The organism is Rhodanobacter sp. T12-5, assembly GCF_008329435.1.
Classification (GTDB): domain Bacteria; phylum Pseudomonadota; class Gammaproteobacteria; order Xanthomonadales; family Rhodanobacteraceae; genus Rhodanobacter.
In genome coordinates this window covers 197,333-214,825 of record NZ_NPKN01000004.1, presented here as the reverse complement: position 1 = coordinate 214,825, position 17,493 = coordinate 197,333, and the positions used below count along the sequence as shown (strand labels likewise).

12 protein-coding genes and 1 pseudogene are annotated in these 17,493 nt (G+C 65.3%); 7 read left to right on the top strand and 6 right to left on the bottom strand.

Features of this window, described 5'->3' with window-relative positions; translation table 11 throughout:
• Positions 1–17 precede the first annotated feature (17 nt).
• Positions 18–878, bottom strand: coding sequence for a helix-turn-helix transcriptional regulator (locus tag CIW53_RS10640; protein WP_149364691.1), 861 nt, complete (start codon positions 876–878; stop codon positions 18–20).
• Positions 879–1,091: 213 nt separating this feature from the next.
• On the opposite strand from CIW53_RS10640, the gene CIW53_RS10635 reads away from it, so the two are divergent.
• From CIW53_RS10635 to CIW53_RS10615, 5 genes are all read left to right on the top strand, one after another.
• A complete protein-coding gene (locus tag CIW53_RS10635) occupies positions 1,092–1,361 on the top strand; it encodes a hypothetical protein (protein WP_149364690.1) in 270 nt (89 codons plus the stop codon).
• Positions 1,362–1,521: 160 nt separating this feature from the next.
• On the top strand, positions 1,522–1,980 hold the full coding sequence (locus CIW53_RS10630) for a MarR family transcriptional regulator (RefSeq protein ID WP_149364689.1): 459 nt from the start codon (positions 1,522–1,524) through the stop codon (positions 1,978–1,980).
• Positions 1,981–2,004: 24 nt separating this feature from the next.
• Complete coding sequence (locus CIW53_RS10625; protein ID WP_149364688.1) at positions 2,005–3,456, top strand: efflux transporter outer membrane subunit; 1,452 nt, start codon at positions 2,005–2,007, stop codon at positions 3,454–3,456.
• Between the two features lie 8 nt (positions 3,457–3,464).
• Positions 3,465–4,679, top strand: coding sequence for an HlyD family efflux transporter periplasmic adaptor subunit (locus CIW53_RS10620; RefSeq protein ID WP_149364687.1), 1,215 nt, complete (start codon positions 3,465–3,467; stop codon positions 4,677–4,679).
• A 122-nt stretch (positions 4,680–4,801) separates the two neighbouring features.
• Complete coding sequence (locus CIW53_RS10615) at positions 4,802–6,328, top strand: DHA2 family efflux MFS transporter permease subunit (RefSeq protein WP_149364686.1); 1,527 nt, start codon at positions 4,802–4,804, stop codon at positions 6,326–6,328.
• A gap of 12 nt (positions 6,329–6,340) precedes the next feature.
• On the opposite strand, the gene CIW53_RS10610 is transcribed toward CIW53_RS10615, so the two are convergent.
• The 3 genes from CIW53_RS10610 to CIW53_RS10600 all read right to left on the bottom strand — a co-directional run bounded on the left by CIW53_RS10610 (position 6,341) and on the right by CIW53_RS10600 (position 9,946).
• Positions 6,341–6,868: an acyloxyacyl hydrolase gene (locus tag CIW53_RS10610; RefSeq protein WP_172969639.1), complete on the bottom strand. Its 528-nt coding sequence runs from the start codon at positions 6,866–6,868 to the stop codon at positions 6,341–6,343.
• Positions 6,869–7,064: 196 nt separating this feature from the next.
• Positions 7,065–8,570, bottom strand: coding sequence for a pitrilysin family protein (locus CIW53_RS10605; RefSeq protein ID WP_149364685.1), 1,506 nt, complete (start codon positions 8,568–8,570; stop codon positions 7,065–7,067).
• The gene (locus CIW53_RS10600) at positions 8,567–9,946 is read right to left on the bottom strand and encodes a pitrilysin family protein (RefSeq protein WP_149364684.1); all 1,380 of its coding nucleotides are present in this window, start codon (positions 9,944–9,946) and stop codon (positions 8,567–8,569) included. Before CIW53_RS10600 ends, CIW53_RS10605 begins: the two co-directional genes overlap by 4 nt.
• Before the next feature lie 158 nt (positions 9,947–10,104).
• Here CIW53_RS10600 and CIW53_RS10595 point away from each other — a divergent pair, with 158 nt between their 5' ends.
• Together CIW53_RS10595 and CIW53_RS10590 are read left to right on the top strand one after the other, a co-directional pair.
• Positions 10,105–10,713 (top strand): DUF2239 family protein, encoded by a 609-nt coding sequence (locus tag CIW53_RS10595; RefSeq protein ID WP_149364683.1) that lies wholly within the window; start codon positions 10,105–10,107, stop codon positions 10,711–10,713.
• Between the two features lie 72 nt (positions 10,714–10,785).
• A pseudogene (locus CIW53_RS10590) lies at positions 10,786–12,251 on the top strand (MATE family efflux transporter).
• A gap of 348 nt (positions 12,252–12,599) precedes the next feature.
• Here CIW53_RS10590 and CIW53_RS10585 read toward each other — a convergent pair.
• Complete coding sequence (locus CIW53_RS10585) at positions 12,600–13,565, bottom strand: hypothetical protein (RefSeq protein WP_149364682.1); 966 nt, start codon at positions 13,563–13,565, stop codon at positions 12,600–12,602.
• A gap of 636 nt (positions 13,566–14,201) precedes the next feature.
• On the bottom strand, positions 14,202–17,372 hold the full coding sequence (locus CIW53_RS10580; RefSeq protein WP_149364681.1) for an efflux RND transporter permease subunit: 3,171 nt from the start codon (positions 17,370–17,372) through the stop codon (positions 14,202–14,204).
• Positions 17,373–17,493: the final 121 nt, after the last annotated feature.

Here is a 17,493-nt window from a genome sequence, read left to right as displayed (position 1 = left end):
TGCGCGACCGGCCGCAATCATGCCGATTGGGTGGACTGTTCCGCCGCCAGGCGTCGGGCGACGCGGGCGAAGCTCGCTGCCGTTTCGGCATCGGCCGGCGCGAAGAAGAACGCGGTGGCGCGGTCGACGTGGTCGCTGTCGCGGATCGGCAGGCGCATCGAGTGGATGCTGAGGTCGCCGAACTCGGGATGGAAGAACGGCACGATGATCGCGCTCAATGGCGCGGTATGGCAGCGCTGCCACAGCTCGACGAATTCCGTGCTGGCCGCGTTCAATGCCTCGATCAATTGCTGGAAACGCGGGTCTTCCGGATGTGCGGCCTGGTTCATGCGGAACATGCCCAGCAGGTTCAGCGCGCCGTCCTCGAAATCCGGATACAGCCGGCGCCGCGCCGGGTTCATGAACGCATTCCACAGATGATTGTCGGCGAACGGCCCGCTGAATTCGCCGAAGTCGTACAGGCATTGGGCCATGCGGTTCCAGGCCAGCAAGTTGAACACCGTGTCCAGCACGAAGGCCGGCGCCTGATACAGGTCCAGCACCTCTTGCATCACCGACGGCAGCTCGAAATGATGTTCCGGCACGTCGGTACGAGTCAGGCCCATCAAGGCGAACAGATAGGCCTCGTCGGTCGACGACAGCGACAGCGCGCGGGCGATCCGGCTCAGTGCCGGGGCCGACACGTTGATCGCGCGACCCTGCTCCAGCCACGTGTACCAGGTGACGCCGACCCCGGCCAGCGCCGCCACTTCCTCGCGGCGCAGCCCCGGCGTCAACCGGCGCAGCCCGCGCGGCAATCCCGCTGCCTCGGGCGTGAGTGCGGCGCGGCGTGCGCGCAGGAAAGCCTTCAACTCGGTACGTTGGATGGATGCGTTCATGGGCGATCCGAAGGTGGTAGTGGGAGTACCAGCAGTGGGGACTGCCTTCCCATGCTAGCCGCCGCGACCTATCGTCGCCTGTCCCCCAAGTCATGTGCGGGCACGTGACCGGCGATGTCCGCGCCACGATCGCGCCGGCTCATCCGCGCCAGGTCATCCTGTCACGTCGTGTCACGCACAGACGTCCTTGCATCGTCCCCTCAGGAGGTCGACATGTCGTTGCTTCCCATACCCGCCGCCCTGCCATCCACCGACCCGCTCACCGATTTCGTGGCGAATGCCCGGCTGATGCTCGATCCGGCCACGCCGGAGTCGGTCCGGCGCGAGACCGAGCCGCGCCTGCTGGCACAGTTGCCGATGCTGCACGCGCTGGGCGTGTTCGAGCTGTTCGCGATACGCGATCCGGCGCTGCACGCGCTGGTAAGCGACGAACTGGCCGCGCAGAAATCCGGCAGCCGCCTGTCCGTCGTGGCGGGCAGCTGATCCGGCGCGCGGCTGTCCGCTACCCGTACCCGCCGCTGCGGCGCCGCCGCGCGACGAACTGGCCGTGCGAACGACGTCTGGCATAGACCTTGCTCGGGCAAACATAAACCAAAATATATTTGCCTTGACAAATATACTTCGGGCAATAGAATGCCCGGCCATGAACACCGAATCACTTGCTTTCGCGACCCCCAGGGAGAGCCTGGGCATCCTGCTCGGCCTCGTGCGCGCCGAAATCGTCCGCGCGATGGAAGCGGAGCTGGCAGCCAAGAACCTGGACCTGCGCTTTACCCAGTTCCTGATCCTCAAGCGGTTGGCCCGGCTCGGCCCGATGTCGGCCAGCGAACTGGCCCGTTCGGTGGAGCTGGATGGCGGCGCGATGACCCGTCAGCTCGACCAGCTGGAACGCAAAGGCTACCTGCGTCGCTGCCCGCATGAGCAGGATCGCCGCGCACTGCGGATCGAACTGACCGCTGCCGGCGACGCACTGTGGCAGGAGCTGACCGATTGCAACGAGCGCGTGCTGGCTGCCGCGCAACGCTCGCTGGACGACGCCGAACAGGCGCAACTGCACGATTACCTGGAGCGCGTGCTGCACGCGCTTCGCAACAAGAACTGACCCTTTCATCCCTGGACCTCCCCCATGCGTCTGCATCTTCTGGCGGCTGCCACCGCCCTGACCCTCGCGCTGGCCGGCTGCGCCAGCAGCGGCGGCCTGCACCCGGACGGCACGCCGATCGATCCCTCCTCGTTGAAGGCCGACCGCAGCCTGGCCAACCTCTCCGCCGCCGCCTGGCCGAGCACGGACTGGTGGACCGGGCTGGGCGATCCGCAGCTCGACGCGCTGATCGCCGAAGCGCTCAAGGACAATCCCGGCCTGGGCGTGGCCGACGCGCGCGCCCGCGCCGCGCAGGCCGAAGCCGGCGTCGCCGAAGCCGCGCGCAAGCCCAGCGTGAACGGTGGCGCGGCAGCCGCCGGCGCCCGGCCACCGGCTGCGCTGCTCGGCGACAAGGCGCATTTCGCGGTCGCCAAGTACGGCTACGTCAGCTTCAAGTGGGACCTGGACCTATGGGGCGGCAAGCGCGCTGCGTGGGAAGCGGCGGTGGGCCAGGCGCGCGCCGCCGAGGTCGATGCCCGTGCCGCACGCATCGAGCTTTCCGGCAACGTCGCCCGTGCCTATGCGCAGCTTGGCTACGCATTCACCCAGCAGGATCTGGCGGCCGGCGAACTGAAGCGCGCCAACCAGTCGCGCGAACTGACCCGCCAGCGCGTCGCCGCCGGCATCGACAACCAGATCGCGCTGAAGCAGGGCGACGCCGAGGTGGCCACCGCCGAGCAGGACGTGGCGCGGGCGGCACGCGCGGTCGATGCCGCGCGCTCGTCATTGTCGGTGCTGCTGGGCAAGGGTCCGGATCGCGGGCTGCAGATCGCCCGGCCGAAGTTGCTGAAACCGGCCGAGCTGGCGGTGCCGTCGAACCTCCCGCTGGACCTGCTCGGCCATCGCGCCGATCTGGTCGCCGCGCGCTGGCGCGTCGAGGCGGCGAGCAAGGGCATCAAGGTGGCAAAGACCGAGTTCATGCCGAACATCAGCATCGGCGCGATGGCTGGCGTGGTCAGCATGGGCGGCGGCAACCCGCTCAGCCTGGCGGGACGGTTCTACCAGTTCGGGCCGTCGCTCAGCCTGCCGATCTTCGACGGCGGCAAGTTGCGCGCGAACCTGTCCGGCAAGGACGCGCAGTACGACATCGCGGTGGCGCAGTACAACCAGGCGCTGGTCGGCGCGCTCAACCAGGTCGCCGACGACCTGTCCGCGCTGCAATCGCTGCGCGATCAGCTGGCCGCGCAGCAACGTGCGCAGACGGCCGCGCAGCAAGCCTGGGACCTGGCGCTGCAGCGCTACCAGGCCGGCATCGGCAGTTATCTGGAGGCGCTTGTCGTGCGCCAGCAACTGCTCGTCGCCAACACCGGCATGGCCGCGCTGCAGGCGCAGCAGGTCGACCTGTCGGTGCAGTTGATCCAGGCGCTCGGCGGCGGCTTCCAGCCGAAACCCGATGCGCCCGCGCTTTCCCCGTCTTCCACCCCTTCACGCTCCTGAGGCACCCCATGTCCAGCCAGTCCACCCCTGATTCAAGCGGCACCACGGCCGCGACCACGGCCACACCGAACCCACCCGCACCGAAGAAGAGTTCGCGCGGCGTGATGTTGCGCGTGCTCGGCATCGTGGTGTTGCTCGGCGTCATCGCCTGGGCGGCGTGGTACTTCCTCGACGGCCGCTGGTACGAAGGCACCGACGACGCCTACGTCAACGGCAACGTGGTACAGATCACCCCGCAGGTGCCCGGCACCGTGGTCAGCATCGGCGCCGATGACGGCGATCTGGTGCACGCGGGCGACGTGCTGGTGCAGCTCGACCCCAGCGATGCCGACGTGGCGCTGGCCGAGGCGAAGGCGAACCTCGCCAACACCGTGCGCAAGGTGCGCGGCCTGTACTCCAGCGTCAACGGCGCGCAGGCCGACGTGGCCGCGCGCAAGACCGCGGTGGACAAGGCGCGCGCCGACTACAACCGACGCGTGGCGCTGGCGAAATCCGGTGCGATCTCGGCCGAGGAACTGGCCCACGCCAGCGACGCGCTGACCAGCGCCGAGAGCAACCTGATCGCCGCCCAGCAGCAGTACCAGACCAGCAAGGTGCTGGTCGACGACACCGTGGTCGCCTCGCACCCAGACGTGCAGGCCGCCTCGGCGCGCCTGCGCGCCGCCTTCCTCGACGACGCGCGCGCGACCCTGGTCGCACCGGTGGACGGCTATGTGGCCAAACGCTCGGTGCAGGTCGGCCAGCGCGTGCAGCCTGGCGCCGCGCTGATGGCGGTGGTCCCGCTGCACGGCGTGTGGGTCGACGCGAACTTCAAGGAAACCCAGCTCACCAAGATGCGCCTCGGCCAGCCGGTGACGATCGAGTCGGACGTCTACGGCGGCGCGGTCGAATACAAGGGCAAGGTCGAGAGCCTCGGCATCGGCACCGGCAGCGCGTTCTCGCTGCTGCCGGCGCAGAACGCCACCGGCAACTGGATCAAGATCGTGCAGCGCATCCCGGTGCGCATCGTGTTCGACGATCCGAAGCAGCTGGAAAAGCACCCGCTGCGGCTGGGCATGTCGCTGACCGTGGACGTGAATCTGCACGACCAGAGCGGCCCGACCCTGGCGCAGAAGTCGCCGACCGGAGCCGCCTTCAGCACCGACGTGTACAAGCAGCAGCTGGCCAAGGCCGATCAGGTGATCGCGCAGATCGTCCACGCCAACATGGCTCGCGGCAAATAACCAGCTTCAACGGTGCACCACTGTGGGAGCGACTTCAGTCGCGATGCTCTTCGACAGCTGACGAGAGGCATCGCGGCTGAAGCCGCTCCCACAAAAAGCAGCTTCCCTACCGATCGAACCCGATGACCACTCATTTCCGTCCACCCAACCTGGCACTGAGCACGATCGGTCTGTCGCTGGCCACGTTCATGCAGGTGCTCGACACCACGATCGCGAACGTGTCGCTGCCGACCATCGCCGGCAACCTCGGCGTCAGCAACAACCAGAGCACCTGGGTGATCACCTCGTTCGCGGTAAGCATGGCGATCTCGCTGCCGCTGACCGGCTTCCTCACCCGCCGCTTCGGCGAGGTGAAGCTGTTCACCGCCTGCACGCTGCTGTTCGCGCTGACCTCGTTCATGTGCGGCGTGTCGCAGAGCATGGGCATGCTGATCCTGTTCCGCGCGCTGCAGGGCGCGGTGGCCGGACCGATGTACCCGATTACGCAGAGCCTGCTGATCGGCATCTACCCGCCGGCCAAGCGCGGCATGGCGCTGGCGCTGCTGGCGATGGTGACGGTGGTCGCGCCGATCGCCGGCCCGATCCTGGGCGGCCTGATCACCGACAACTATTCGTGGCCGTGGATCTTCTTCATCAACGTGCCGATCGGCATCTTCGCCAGCATGGTGGTGGCCAATCAGCTGCGCGGGAAAGTGGAGAAGACCGAACGGCCGAAGATCGACTACGTCGGCCTGATCACCCTGATCATCGGCGTGGGGGCGTTGCAGATCGTGCTGGACAAGGGCAACGACGAGGACTGGTTCAACTCCACCTTCATCATCGTCACCAGCATCATCTCGGCGGTCAACATCGCGATCTTCCTGATCTGGGAGCTGACCGACAAGGATCCGATCGTCGATCTCAAACTGTTCCGCCACCGCAACTTCACCGCCGGCACGATCGCGCTGATCCTGGCCTACGCCGCGTTCTTCTCGATCGGCCTGCTGGTGCCGCTGTGGCTGCAGCGAAATCTCGGCTACACCTCGACCTGGGCCGGTTATGCCACCGCGCCGCTGGGCGTCATCCCGGTGCTGCTGACCTTCTTCGTGGGCAAGTACGCCACCAAGATCGACCTGCGCCTGCTGGCGTCGGTGGCCTTCGTGGTGATGGGCATGACCTGCTTCATGCGCTCGGATTTCTTCATCGGCATTGACTTCTACCACGTGGCGATGGTGCAGCTGTGGCAGGGCCTGGGCGTGGCGTTGTTCTTCATGCCGATCCTGACCATCCTGCTGTCGGACCTGCAGCAGAACGAGATCGCTGCCGGCTCGGGTCTGGCCACGTTCCTGCGCACGCTGGGCGGCAGCTTCTCCGCCTCGATCACCACCTTGCTGTGGGAACGCCGCGCGGTCAGCCACCACGAGCAGCTGGCCGAACACATCACCGCCTACAGCCCGACCTCGCAGGCGGCGATCGAGCAGATCGGCCATGGCAATACGCAGGTCGGTGCCAGCGTAATCAACGACATGATCACCCAGCAGGGTTACCAGATCTCGTTCAACGAAGTGTTCCATGCGCTGGGCTGGATCTTCATCGGCCTGGTACTGGTGATCTGGCTGGCGAAGCCGCCATTCACGGCGAAGGCAGGCCCCGCCGCGGGCGGCCACTGACGACGACCGCGCTTACAGGTCGAAGCCCAGCCCGATCAGCGCCATCGTCTCGCCGCGATTGGGGTTGTGCAGGCCGGCGTTGGACACGTGGCGAATCTGCACACTGAAACGCCGCCCCTGCCATCCCACGCTGGTCACGAACTCGTAGGCGCTGCTCAATGCCTGGGTGCGGCCGGCGTGCAGCGCCGGCTGCAGGCTGAAGAACAGCGGTCGGTACCAGTCGCCCGCGTCGCCGTAGTGGAAACGCGCGCCGCCGGCCAGCAGCCAGATGTCGTCGGCGGTGGTATAGCGGCTGTTGCGATAGCGCCCGACATCGCGGCCGTTGATCCAGCCGAGCGAAACGTCCGGTGACCAGCTGAAACGGCTGTCGCCGATGCGGTGCTCGTCGAACACGCCTTCGACGAAGGCGGTGGTGGCCGCGTACCTGTCCATGTAACTGCGGCCCGCCTGGAATTCCAGGCGGGCCGCGGCGGCGGGGAGGCTGATCGAGGCCAGCACCGAGGCCAGGCCGAGGGCGGGAAGCTTGTGGATTGAACGCATGACGGTACCCATGGGGAGTGGGAGAGTTTTGTGTACCGTATAGTTTACTAAATGTCGCCAAGCCCGCACCAACCCCCTTTCGGGTACACAGCGTTTCCACACACGACCGCTGCGACAGCCCTCATGCGCAGATTGCCGACACGAAAAACCCCCGGCACGGATGCCGGGGGTTTCGGTTCTAGCGAAGTCGGCGCAGTTACGGCGTGACGGTCACGGCTTTCGCCGATTGCAGGCTCGGGCTGTCCAGATCCAGCGCGGTCGACTCCAGCAGCACTGCCTTCGGGTGCGCCTTGCGGATCGCGGCGGCAAACTGGCCGGCATCGCCGACCACCACCACGGTGCTGTCGCCGGCATCCAGATGCCTGTCGGCGTACTTCTCGATCTGCCTCGGCGTTACGGCCTGCACCTGCTCGATGTACTTGCCGATCTCGTCCAGCTTCACGCCGTAGATCGCCAGGTCGCCGACCTGATCGGCGAGGCCGGCGGTGGTTTCCAGGCTGCGGCCGTACTCGCCGACCAGGGTCGCCTTGCGCGCGGCCAGTTCGTCGGCGGATACGCGGGTGCTGCCGAGCCGCTTGAACTCGCCCAGCATCAGGTCGACCACCTGCGCCGCCGACGGATTCTTGGTTTGCGCCGCGGCCAGCCACATGCCCGCATCGGCCAGCGGCTGCAGTCGGCTGCTGGCCCCATAGGACAACCCGCGCTTGATCCGGATTTCCTCGTTCAGCCGCGCCGAATACGAACCGCCGAGCACCGCATTGGCGACCGTGCCGACGTAGTAGTTCGGGTCGTTGCGCGGCGGTGCCGCATGCGCCGCGACCACGCCGGCCTGGCCGGCACCGTGCTGGTCGATCAGCAGGATTTCCGGCAACTGGCTGGCGGCCTTGCCGACCGGCCGCGCCGGCAGTGGCGTGGCCGGTTTCGACCAGTCGCCGAAGCTGGCCTGCGCCAGCTGCTGCGCCTGTGCCGGGGTGACGTCGCCGGTGAGGATCAGGATCGCGTTGTCCGGCCGGTACAACTCGGCATGCAGCTTCTGTACGTCGGCGCGGGTGATCCGCGCGATCGAGGCCGGCGTGCCGCTGCGCGAGTGGCCGTAGGCGCCGGCACCGAACACGCCGCGGCTGGCCACGAACGAGGCCAGCGTGGTCGGTCGGCTCAGCAGCAAGTGCAGGTCGTCGATCGCCTGCGCCTTGGCGCGCTTCACCTCGGCCGCGGCGAAATCGGGCTGGCGCACCACCTCGGCCAGCAGGCCCAGCGCCTGCGGCAGTTTCGGCGTGGTCACGGTGATGCCCACCGCGCTTTCGTCCCAACCAGCGGCAGCACCCAGCGAACCGCCCAGCGCCTCGGCGGCGGCGGCGACCTGCGGCGCAGTCTTGCCCGCTGCGCCCTTGGTAAGCAGGTTCGCGGTGAGGTCGGCCAGCCCGGCCAGCGACGCGGGATCCATCTCGCCGCCACTGCGCAGCACCAGCTGCGCGGTAACCAGCGGCAGGTCGGCGCGGCGTACGCTGATCACCTGCAGGCCGTTCGCCAGCGTCTGCGATGACGGCGTCGGTACCACCAGCCGCGGCGCCGGACCCGGCAATGGCGGCGTCGCGGGGAAAGCGCCGGCTTGTGTTGCGGCATCGCCGGCGAACGCGCTTCCGCAGGCGATGAAGGCAGCCGTAAAGACGGCCAAATGAAATGCGTGCTTGCGGCGGTTCATTTCGCAGCTCCCTTGCCGGTCGCCGGCGCGGCCTTGGCGGCCTGCGGCAGGTAGTCGATGGTGACGCTGTGCGCGCCGGTGACGTATTTCTGCAGCACCCGGTGCACGTCCTGCTCGGTGACCTTCTGCAGCGCGACCAGGTCGGTGTTGGCGCGTTCCGGGCTGCCCTCGATCAGGCTCGCCTGGCCCAGCGCGAACGCGATGCCCTGCGCGGTCTGGCGCTGCTTCAGTTCGCTGGTCAGCAACTGGGTCTTGACCTTGTCGAGCTCGGCGGCGGGGATGGGCTGGGTCGCCAGCCAGATGATTTCCTCGCGCAGCAGCTTCTCGGCCTCGGCCGGCTGATGGCCGCTGGCAAGGATCGCGTAGGCGGTGAAAAGGCCCGGACCTACCCGGCCGTCGGCGTCGGCACCGGCCTGCTGGGCCACTTGGTGGCGATACACCAGCGATTGGTACAGCCGCGACGAATCGCCCTGCGACAGCAATGCCGCGGCGACCTTCAGCGCGATGCTGTCGGCACTGTCGGAGGCCGGCGGGATCAACCAGGTCATCGCCACCGCGGGCAACGGCGCGGTTTCGCTGGTGACGGTGTAGCGCAGGTTTTTCTTGCGCACCGGCTCCTTCGCGGTGACCTGCGGGATCGGCGTGGCCGGTTTCGGTATCCAGCCGAAATACTGGTCGACCCAGGCATCGAGCTGCTTCGGATCGAAGTCGCCGGCGACGATCAGGGTGACGTTGTCCGGGCGGTAGAAGGTGTTGTGGAACGCGATCACGTTCTGCAGCGAAGCCGCCTCCAGATCCTCGATGCTGCCGATGGTCGGGCGCTTGTACGGATGCACCGTGTAGGAATGCGGGTCGATCGCGTTGAACAATTTGCCGTAGGGATTGGCCAGCACGCTCTGGCGGTATTCCTCCTCCACCACGGCGCGCTCGGACTTGAAGTTCTTCCCGTCCACGTTGAGGCCGGACAGCCGATCGGCCTCGGCCCACAACAGGGTCTGCAGGTGGTTGCTCGGCACCACCTCGAAATAATTGGTGACGTCGTCGCCGGTGGATGCGTTGTTGGCACCGCCGACGTCCTCGGTCAGCCGGTCCATCTGCTCGGCGTGCATGTGCTTCGTGCTCTTGAACATCAAATGCTCGAACAGATGCGCGAAGCCGGAACGCCCCTGCGGGTCGTCTTTCGAGCCGACGTGGTACCACATCTGCACCGCCACGTTCGGGCTGGCGTGATCTTCCACGCTGAGTACCTGCATGCCGTTCGGCAAGGTGCGCTGGTGGTACTGGATCGGTGGAATGACCAGTTCGGTGGCGGCCAGCGGCGACGCCGCGACCAGCAGGGTAAGAGAGGCCAGCAAGCTGGCCGGGCGCAGACGCATGATGATTCCCTTCCGGTGGAAAGCATCCACCATAGCAAGCGCGCGGACGCCCGCGGGCATGACTTCCGGGCCATGCCCGGATGTTTTACCCGGATTTTATTGACAGGAGTTTGATCCGGGTATAACTTGCCGCCTCGCCCCACCCGAGGATTGCAACCGTGTCCCTGACCGACCGCCGTACCTGCACCGCCTTCGACCACCATCGCTTGATCGCCAGCGGCCCGCTGGCCGACGTGGCGCTGGCGGTCAAGCGCACGCTGGAGGCCGGCGCGACCGGCCCAGTGCTGATTTTCGATGATCGCGACAGCCGCCAAATCGAGCTGGATTTCCGCGGCAGCGCCGATGATGTGCTGGCCCGCCTGGCTCATCCCGACGTCGCGCCGGCGACCGTCACTCGTGGTCCCGGCCGGCCCAAGCTGGGCGTGGTGCCGCGCGAAGTCACCTTGCTGCCGCGCCACTGGGACTGGCTGGGCCAGCAACCCGGCGGGGCCTCGGCCGTATTGCGACGACTGGTCGAACAGGCCTTGCGCGGCAACGGCGCGAAGGAACGCGCGCGGCAGGCGGTCGAATCGTTCGATCGCTTCATGCAGGCCACGGCCGGCGACCTGCCCGGTTATGAGGAAGCATCGCGCGCGTTCTATCGTGGCGAGCGCGCGCAATTCGGCACGCTGACCAGCGCGTGGCCGGCGGACCTGCGCACGCATCTGCTGCGGCTGGGTGCGATCGCCTGGGACGAACAGGCGGATGTCGTCGCCAGCTCCACATGACATCGTGCACGCCTGCAAACTTGTAGCCGGCACGCACGCCGCTCCGCCTCCACCATTCTCCGGAACAGAACGATGCCAGCCACCGCCAACCGCCCCTCGCTGACCGAAGGCCCGATCGCCCGCGCCCTGCTGCTGTTCTCGCTGCCGATCCTCGGCGCGAACGTGCTGCAGTCGTTGAACGCGTCGGTCAACATGGTGTGGATCGGCCACTACCTCGGCGAAGCGGCGCTGACCGCCAGCGCCAACGCGAACCTGGTGCTGTTCCTGCTGCTCGGGCTGGTGTTCGGCATCAGCATGGCCAACACGCTGCTGGTCGGGCAGTCGGTCGGCGCGAAGAACATCGACCAGGCCAAGCGCGTGGTCGGCACCAGCGTGGGCTTCTTCATCGTACTGTCGGTCTTGGTGGCCGCGCTGGGCTTCGTGTTCACGCCGCAGATCCTCGCCGCGATGCACACCCCAGCTGACGCGCAACCGTTCGCGATCGCCTATCTTCGGATCATCTTCCTGGCGCTGCCATCGATGTACTTCTACAGCTTCCTGATGATGACCCTGCGCGGGGCCGGCGACTCGCACACACCGTTCCTGTTCATGCTGCTGTCGGTGGGGTTGGACATCGGGCTGAATCCGCTGCTGATCTTCGGTATCGACCCGTTCCCGAAGATGGGCATCGCCGGCTCGGCCACCGCCACCCTGATCGCGCAGAGCATCGCGCTGCTGGCGCTGGTCGCACACCTGTACCGACGCAAGCATTTCCTGTGTCTGCATCGCGGTGAACTGCATTACCTCAAACCGGACTTCGCGATCGTGCGCGCGCTGGTGGTGAAGGGCCTGCCGATGGGTCTGCAGATGGTGGTGATCTCGTCCTCGGCGCTGGTGATGATCAGCCTGGTCAATGCTTACGGCTCGCAGACCACCGCCGCCTACGGTGCCGCGCTGCAACTGTGGACGTATATCCAGATGCCGTCGCTCGCGATCGGCGCGGCGGTGTCGTCGATGGCTGCGCAGAACGTGGGCGCGCAGCGCTGGGACCGGATCTCGCGGATCACCGTGGCCGGCCTCGGCTACAACCTGCTGCTGACCGGCACCCTCGTCGCGATCGTCTACTTGTTCAACCGCGGCGCGCTGAGCATCTTCCTGCCCGGCGACGGCGTGGCGATCGCGATCGCGCAGCACCTCAACGCGATCGTGGTGTGGTCGTTCCTTTTCTTCGGCCTCAGCTTCGTGCTGTTCGGTGTGGTCCGCTCCACCGGCGCGGTGATGCCGCCGTTGGTGATCCTGTTCATCTTGCTGTGGTGCGTGCGCGTGCCGTTCGCCTGGATGCTGCAAGCCCGCTTCGGAGCCGACGCGGTGTGGTGAACTTTCCGCTGGGCTCCCTGGTATCCGTCCTGCTGGCCGCCGCGTACTACCGCTGGGGCGGCTGGCGCAAGGCGCGCCTGCTGCCTCGCGGCTCCGCGCAGCAGGCACCAAGTACCGGACTGGGTACGCCGGCATCGGCGTTGAATTCGCCTACGGCGGAGGTTTCGACGGAGCCGGGTTGAAGAGTAATTGGCGGCAGACAAGCACTCGCTGAGAATGCTTCGTGAGAACCTCGAGGCAGCTTGGCGGTCTTTTCTGATCCAGTCGCCGCGCGGGGAACCTCCGCCTAGATCATCTTTCCTTTCTACGGGTAAACAACAAGAGTGCAAGTAGTGCAAAGTAATTGAACACCACGCCTGCTGCTACCCAGATCAATTTTGTCCGCCCATTCGTTCGATTTGAAAGGAAAATATACGTCGGCGGTATTAACCATAATAAAATTACATACCAGTTCAGCAACGACATTAATTAATCCTCGCGCATGACAATTGAAAGCGCCCCGAGTCAACTCGGGACGCTGCGATTTAACTTTAATTCATTGCAGTACAATTAAGCGTGTCGCTAGATCCTTGCCAAACACATCTGAACATCGTTGCTTCTGCACTATTATCAATCTTGGCCCCAAAGCTCTTCGCAAGATCAACAAAATTTTCTAAATCGTAGCCCGGCGCACCTCGAAAATTATACGTTTCAACACCATTTCCGTGGCTTACCATGGACGTATTTTCTGGAATGATATTGCCATGCGCGTCTTTTGCAGTGCCGGGAACAGCTTTAAATGTCTTATTGGCAAAATCCATGGCATACACCCTAGTGCTGCCATCCGAGAACTCAACAACATATGTTGCGTTGAAGTTGGAAAAACTGATTATTTGAGATTTAAACGAATTTTCGAGCTGAGCGATTGCACCAACTAGTGCCGGCCCAAATCCCGGGTTTGCCTGTGACAAGCTCGGCATGCTAAACGCTTTGTTGCTGAGATAGGTGATAGTTCTTTGGTTGTCTGCCGAAGAAACCACCGTGTCAAATGCATTAACGCTACCGTTATCATTTGCTGTGGACAGCGAAGCTTGAGATGAAAAACCGACAAATTCCGAAAAACCCGTCCCCATACTCGACGAGGCCAAACTTAAGCTGGGCGATGCGGCCAGGTACGCCACATATCCCATTTTCAGACCATTATTGGCATAAACATTATAGTAGCGTTCAAATGACTGCCTGACAGAGCTTTCCACCGGCAGCCTGATCAATTCGTGAGTTCTGGTCGCTCGCCTTCCCCCATCGTTAACATCGAGGACCCAGCATGATTTATAGATAACGTGACTTCTGAAATCCCCAACGTAATCGTAGCCGTTTGCGCAGTTTTTTACGACCGCCATAACTTGTTGTTGCGTACAAGCCTCACAGTCTTTGGCCAAAATCTGAGCATCTGCTTGCGTTGCAGCCAGCGCCAATACTAGAACAAGACTTGTATAAGAGTAGTTTACCTTGAACATCAGAAAGTCCTTTTTTTAGGAAACTAGGAGTGCTCCATCACAAAGTGTGAAGCAGCAGCAGAATACATTGCTGCCGTCCAAGGGGCCAAACACCCACAATCGATGACTTTATCATTGCGCAATGGCTCGCTTTGGCGAGACTGATGCAGAAAAGCCATCGCCCGTTTACGTCGATGACATCACGTAAGTCGAATATGACATAAAGGGGCAGTAATCCCCTACAAGACGCGGATGAAGACCTGAAGTCACCTCATGCTTTCGTGTTGCCACGCCCTGCTCAAGCAGTGTCATAGACAGAGCTCGTCGGTTCCATGAGTTCTTTCAAGCCTTGCGCTTGATCGCCGCACCACGGTCGAGTTCACTTCTGAAGGGCACCGCCCCAAGCGGTAGAGCGGCGCTGGTGCGATAGCCTGCACAGCTTCGCTGCCAAGTATAACTACACATGGGCTATGCACACCTGAGCCAGGACGAACGCTGTCAGATTCAACATCTGTATGGAGTGGCTTTTCAGCCCGCTGAGGTTGGCGCGGAGTTGGGCGCGCGATGGTGCCGCTCGACTGAAACGGCGCGGCCATGGGTGCCGGCAAAAGGAAGCCGGCCCCGGTCGATCCGCATCGTTGGATCAGCCAGCGCAGCTCAAGCGGTCGCTGGGGCCTCGCCCGACGCCTTCAGCCGTTTCTTCTCCGCCTTGCGCAGCTTGCGCGCCGCTTTGCGGATCTTGCGGTCGTAATTCCACAAATAGATCGCCGGCGTGCTCAAGAGCGTCAGCAGTTGCGACACCAGCAACCCGCCGACGATGGCGATGCCGAGCGGCTGGCGCATCTCCGAGCCGATGCCGAAGCCGATCGCCAGCGGCAGTGCGGCGCCCATCGCGACGAGGGTGGTCATGGTGATCGGGCGGAAGCGCACCAGCGCGGCTTCGCGGATCGCCTCGGGGGCGGACAGGCCGCGTTCTCGCTCGGCGACGAGGGCGAAGTCGACCATCAGGATCGCGTTTTTCTTGACGATGCCTATGAGCATCAGGATCGCGATGATCGCCATCATCGAGATCTGCGTCTGCGTCACCAGCATCGCCAGGAACGCGCCGGCGCCGGCAGCAGGCAGGGTCGACAGGATGGTCAGCGGATGGCCGAGGCTTTCGTAGAGGATGCCGAGCACGATGTACATCGCCAGGATCGAGCCGAGCAGCAGCACCATGCCGTTGGACTGGGCCTGCTGCAGGCGCTGGTTGGCACCGGTGAAATCGACCCGCATGCCGGCCGGCAGGCCGACTGCATAGGCCGCCTGCTCGACCAGCTTGACGCCGCGATCCTGCGGCACGTCCTTGGCCAGGTTGTAGGTGACCGTGGCCGCTTCGAGCTGGTTGTGGTGGCGCACCCGGATCGGGCTGCTGTTCGGCTCGATGGTCGCCAGCGCCGAGAGCGGGATCATCCGGCCCTGTTCGTTGCGCACGTGCAGGTTCAGCAGCATCGCCGGACTGACGCTTTGCTCGGCGCCGGTGCTGAGCACCACCGCGTACTGGTTGATGTCGGAGTAGATCTGCGAAACCTGGCGCTGGCCGAACGCGTTGTACAGGGCCGAGTCGATCGTGCCGACACCGACGTGCAGGCGCCCGGCGGCCTCGCGGTCGATCTTCAGCAGCTGCTGCCGGCCGACCTGGTCGAAATCGCTGCCGACATCGCGGAATTCCTTCAGCGTGCGCAGCTGGCGCACCATCTTCAGCGCCCACGGCTGCAGGTCGCCGCCGTTGCTGCTGACCAGCTGGAACTCGTATTGCGCGCCGCCGTCGCCGCTGCCGCCACCGCCGAGGAACTGCGCGGCGCTGACCGCGACCTTCACGTCGGGCAGCACGTCGTACTTCTTCGACAAGCGCTCGACCACCTGCTTGATGCCCTCGTCGCGCTGGCCCGGGCCGCTGCCGCGCGGCTTCAGGTCGACGAACATCTGCGCGTTGTTGCCGACCGCGCCACCGCCGCCGCCATCGCGTCCGAGCATGGTCAACTGGTCGAGCACGGCGGGATCGGCCTGCATGATCTTCGCCACCTGGAGCGTGCGCGCGGTCATCTGCGCCGGCGAAATGTTCGCGTCGGCGCTGATGTCGACCTGCAGCTGGCCGGTGTCCTCGTCCGGCATGAAGGTGCCGCCGGCGGTCTTGGCCACGGCGAAGCCGAGCACGACGGTGAGGATCAGCAAGGTCAGCGGTTGCCAGCGCATGATCCGGCGGTGGTGCATGGCCCAGTCCAGCGCGCGCGCGTAGATGCGCAGCAGGCTGCGGTCGAAATTCTCCACCGCCTGCTCGATCCGCCCCGGCGGCTTGCGCTCTGCCGGCTCGTGCTTGAGCAGCCAGGCGCACAGCGCCGGCGTCAGCGTCAGCGAAACCAGCGCGGAGATCACCACCGCCGCGGTCAACGTCACCGAGAACTCGCGCAGCAGCATCACCAGCATGTTGTTGCCGAACAGCAGCGGCGCGAACACCGCCACCAGCGACAAGGTGATCGAGACCACCGTGAAGCCGATCTCGCCGACGCCGGTCAGCGCGGCCTGCAGCGGGGTCTGGCCGTTTTCCATGTGGCGCACGATGTTCTCGATCACCACGATCGCGTCGTCCACCACGAAGCCGATGCACAGCACCAGCGCCACCAGCGACAGGGTGTTGAGCGTGTAGCCGAGCGTCCACATCACCACGAACGCGCCGGCCAGGGACAGCGGCACGCTGAGCGTGGCGATCAGGGTCGGCCGCAGCCGGCGCAGGAACACGAGCATCACCATCACCACCATCGCGATCGAGATCAGCAGCGCCACCTGCACCTCGTGCAGCGCCGACTTGGTGGTCTGGGTGAGGTCGAACACCGGCGTCATGGTGATGTTCGACGGCAGCGACGCGCGCAGCTGCGGCAGCCTGGCGCGGATCGCCTCCACCGTGGCCACCGCGTTCGCCTCCGGCCGCTTGGTGATCTGCAGGCCGACCGTGCGCGCATCGTTGAACCACGCGGCCTGGTACTGGTCCTGCTGGCCACCGTAGACCTTCGCAACGTCGGACAGCCGCACCGGCGTGCCGTCCTTCACCGAGATCAACAGGCGGGCGAACTCGTCCGGCTGCTGCAGGCTGTCGCTGGCGGTCACCGTCATCTGCGTAACGCCGTCGCTCAACGTGCCTTGCGGCGAGGTGACGTTGGCCGCGCGCAACGCGTTGGCGACATCGTTCGCGGTGAGTCCCTTGGCCGCCAGCGCGCTGTTGTCCAGCTCGATGCGCACCGCGTGCGGGGTGCCGCCGAACACCTGCACCTGGGCAACCCCGTCGATCTGTGCCACCGCCGGCTTGAGCAAGGTGTCGGCCAGGTCGAACAACTTGTCCTGCGGCATGCCGTCGGAGGTCAGCGTGATGAACAGGATCGGGATCTGCGAGGTATCGAACTTGAAGTACTGCGGCGGCGACGGCATCCCGGACGGCAGGTCGACCGCGGCCGCATTGATCGCCGCCTGCACGTCGCGCGCGGCGCTGTCGGCAGTGCGGCTCATGTTGAAGCGAACCATCACCGAGGCGGAGCCCTCGTTCGCATTGCCGTACATCTCGTCGACGCCGGGAATGCGCCCCAGGTGCCGTTCCAGCGGGGCCAGCACGGTGTTCGCCATGGTCTGCGCGCTGGCGCCGGGCTGGCTGGCAGCGACGTAGACCCCGGGGAAATCCAGCGACGGCAGCGCGGCCACGCCGAGCAGCAGGTATGCCCACAGCCCGGCCAGCATCAGGCCGATGCCGAGCAGCGAGGTACCGACGGGGCGGCGGATCAGGGGTGCGAAGACGTTCATGGTGTGCGCGGGGACGCGGCAGCCGGGGGGTGGGGTTCTTTCATGCCCACTTTATGCCTGTCGTCGTGCGCCGGCGTATGTGCCTGAAGTCCACACCGTGTCGGAAGGCAGGGGGCAGGCG

Excerpts from the sequence above, each read along its gene's own strand:
- CIW53_RS10640 (WP_149364691.1), bottom strand. The coding sequence starts at position 878 with ATGAACGCATCCATCCAACGTACCGAGTTGAAGGCTTTCCTGCGCGCA.
- CIW53_RS10635 (WP_149364690.1), top strand. The coding sequence starts at position 1,092 with ATGTCGTTGCTTCCCATACCCGCCGCCCTGCCATCCACCGACCCGCTC.
- CIW53_RS10630 (WP_149364689.1), top strand. The coding sequence starts at position 1,522 with ATGAACACCGAATCACTTGCTTTCGCGACCCCCAGGGAGAGCCTGGGC.
- CIW53_RS10625 (WP_149364688.1), top strand. The coding sequence starts at position 2,005 with ATGCGTCTGCATCTTCTGGCGGCTGCCACCGCCCTGACCCTCGCGCTG.
- CIW53_RS10620 (WP_149364687.1), top strand. The coding sequence starts at position 3,465 with ATGTCCAGCCAGTCCACCCCTGATTCAAGCGGCACCACGGCCGCGACC.
- CIW53_RS10615 (WP_149364686.1), top strand. The coding sequence starts at position 4,802 with ATGACCACTCATTTCCGTCCACCCAACCTGGCACTGAGCACGATCGGT.
- CIW53_RS10610 (WP_172969639.1), bottom strand. The coding sequence starts at position 6,868 with ATGCGTTCAATCCACAAGCTTCCCGCCCTCGGCCTGGCCTCGGTGCTG.
- CIW53_RS10605 (WP_149364685.1), bottom strand. The coding sequence starts at position 8,570 with ATGAACCGCCGCAAGCACGCATTTCATTTGGCCGTCTTTACGGCTGCC.
- CIW53_RS10600 (WP_149364684.1), bottom strand. The coding sequence starts at position 9,946 with ATGCGTCTGCGCCCGGCCAGCTTGCTGGCCTCTCTTACCCTGCTGGTC.
- CIW53_RS10585 (WP_149364682.1), bottom strand. The coding sequence starts at position 13,565 with ATGTTCAAGGTAAACTACTCTTATACAAGTCTTGTTCTAGTATTGGCG.
- CIW53_RS10580 (WP_149364681.1), bottom strand. The coding sequence starts at position 17,372 with ATGAACGTCTTCGCACCCCTGATCCGCCGCCCCGTCGGTACCTCGCTG.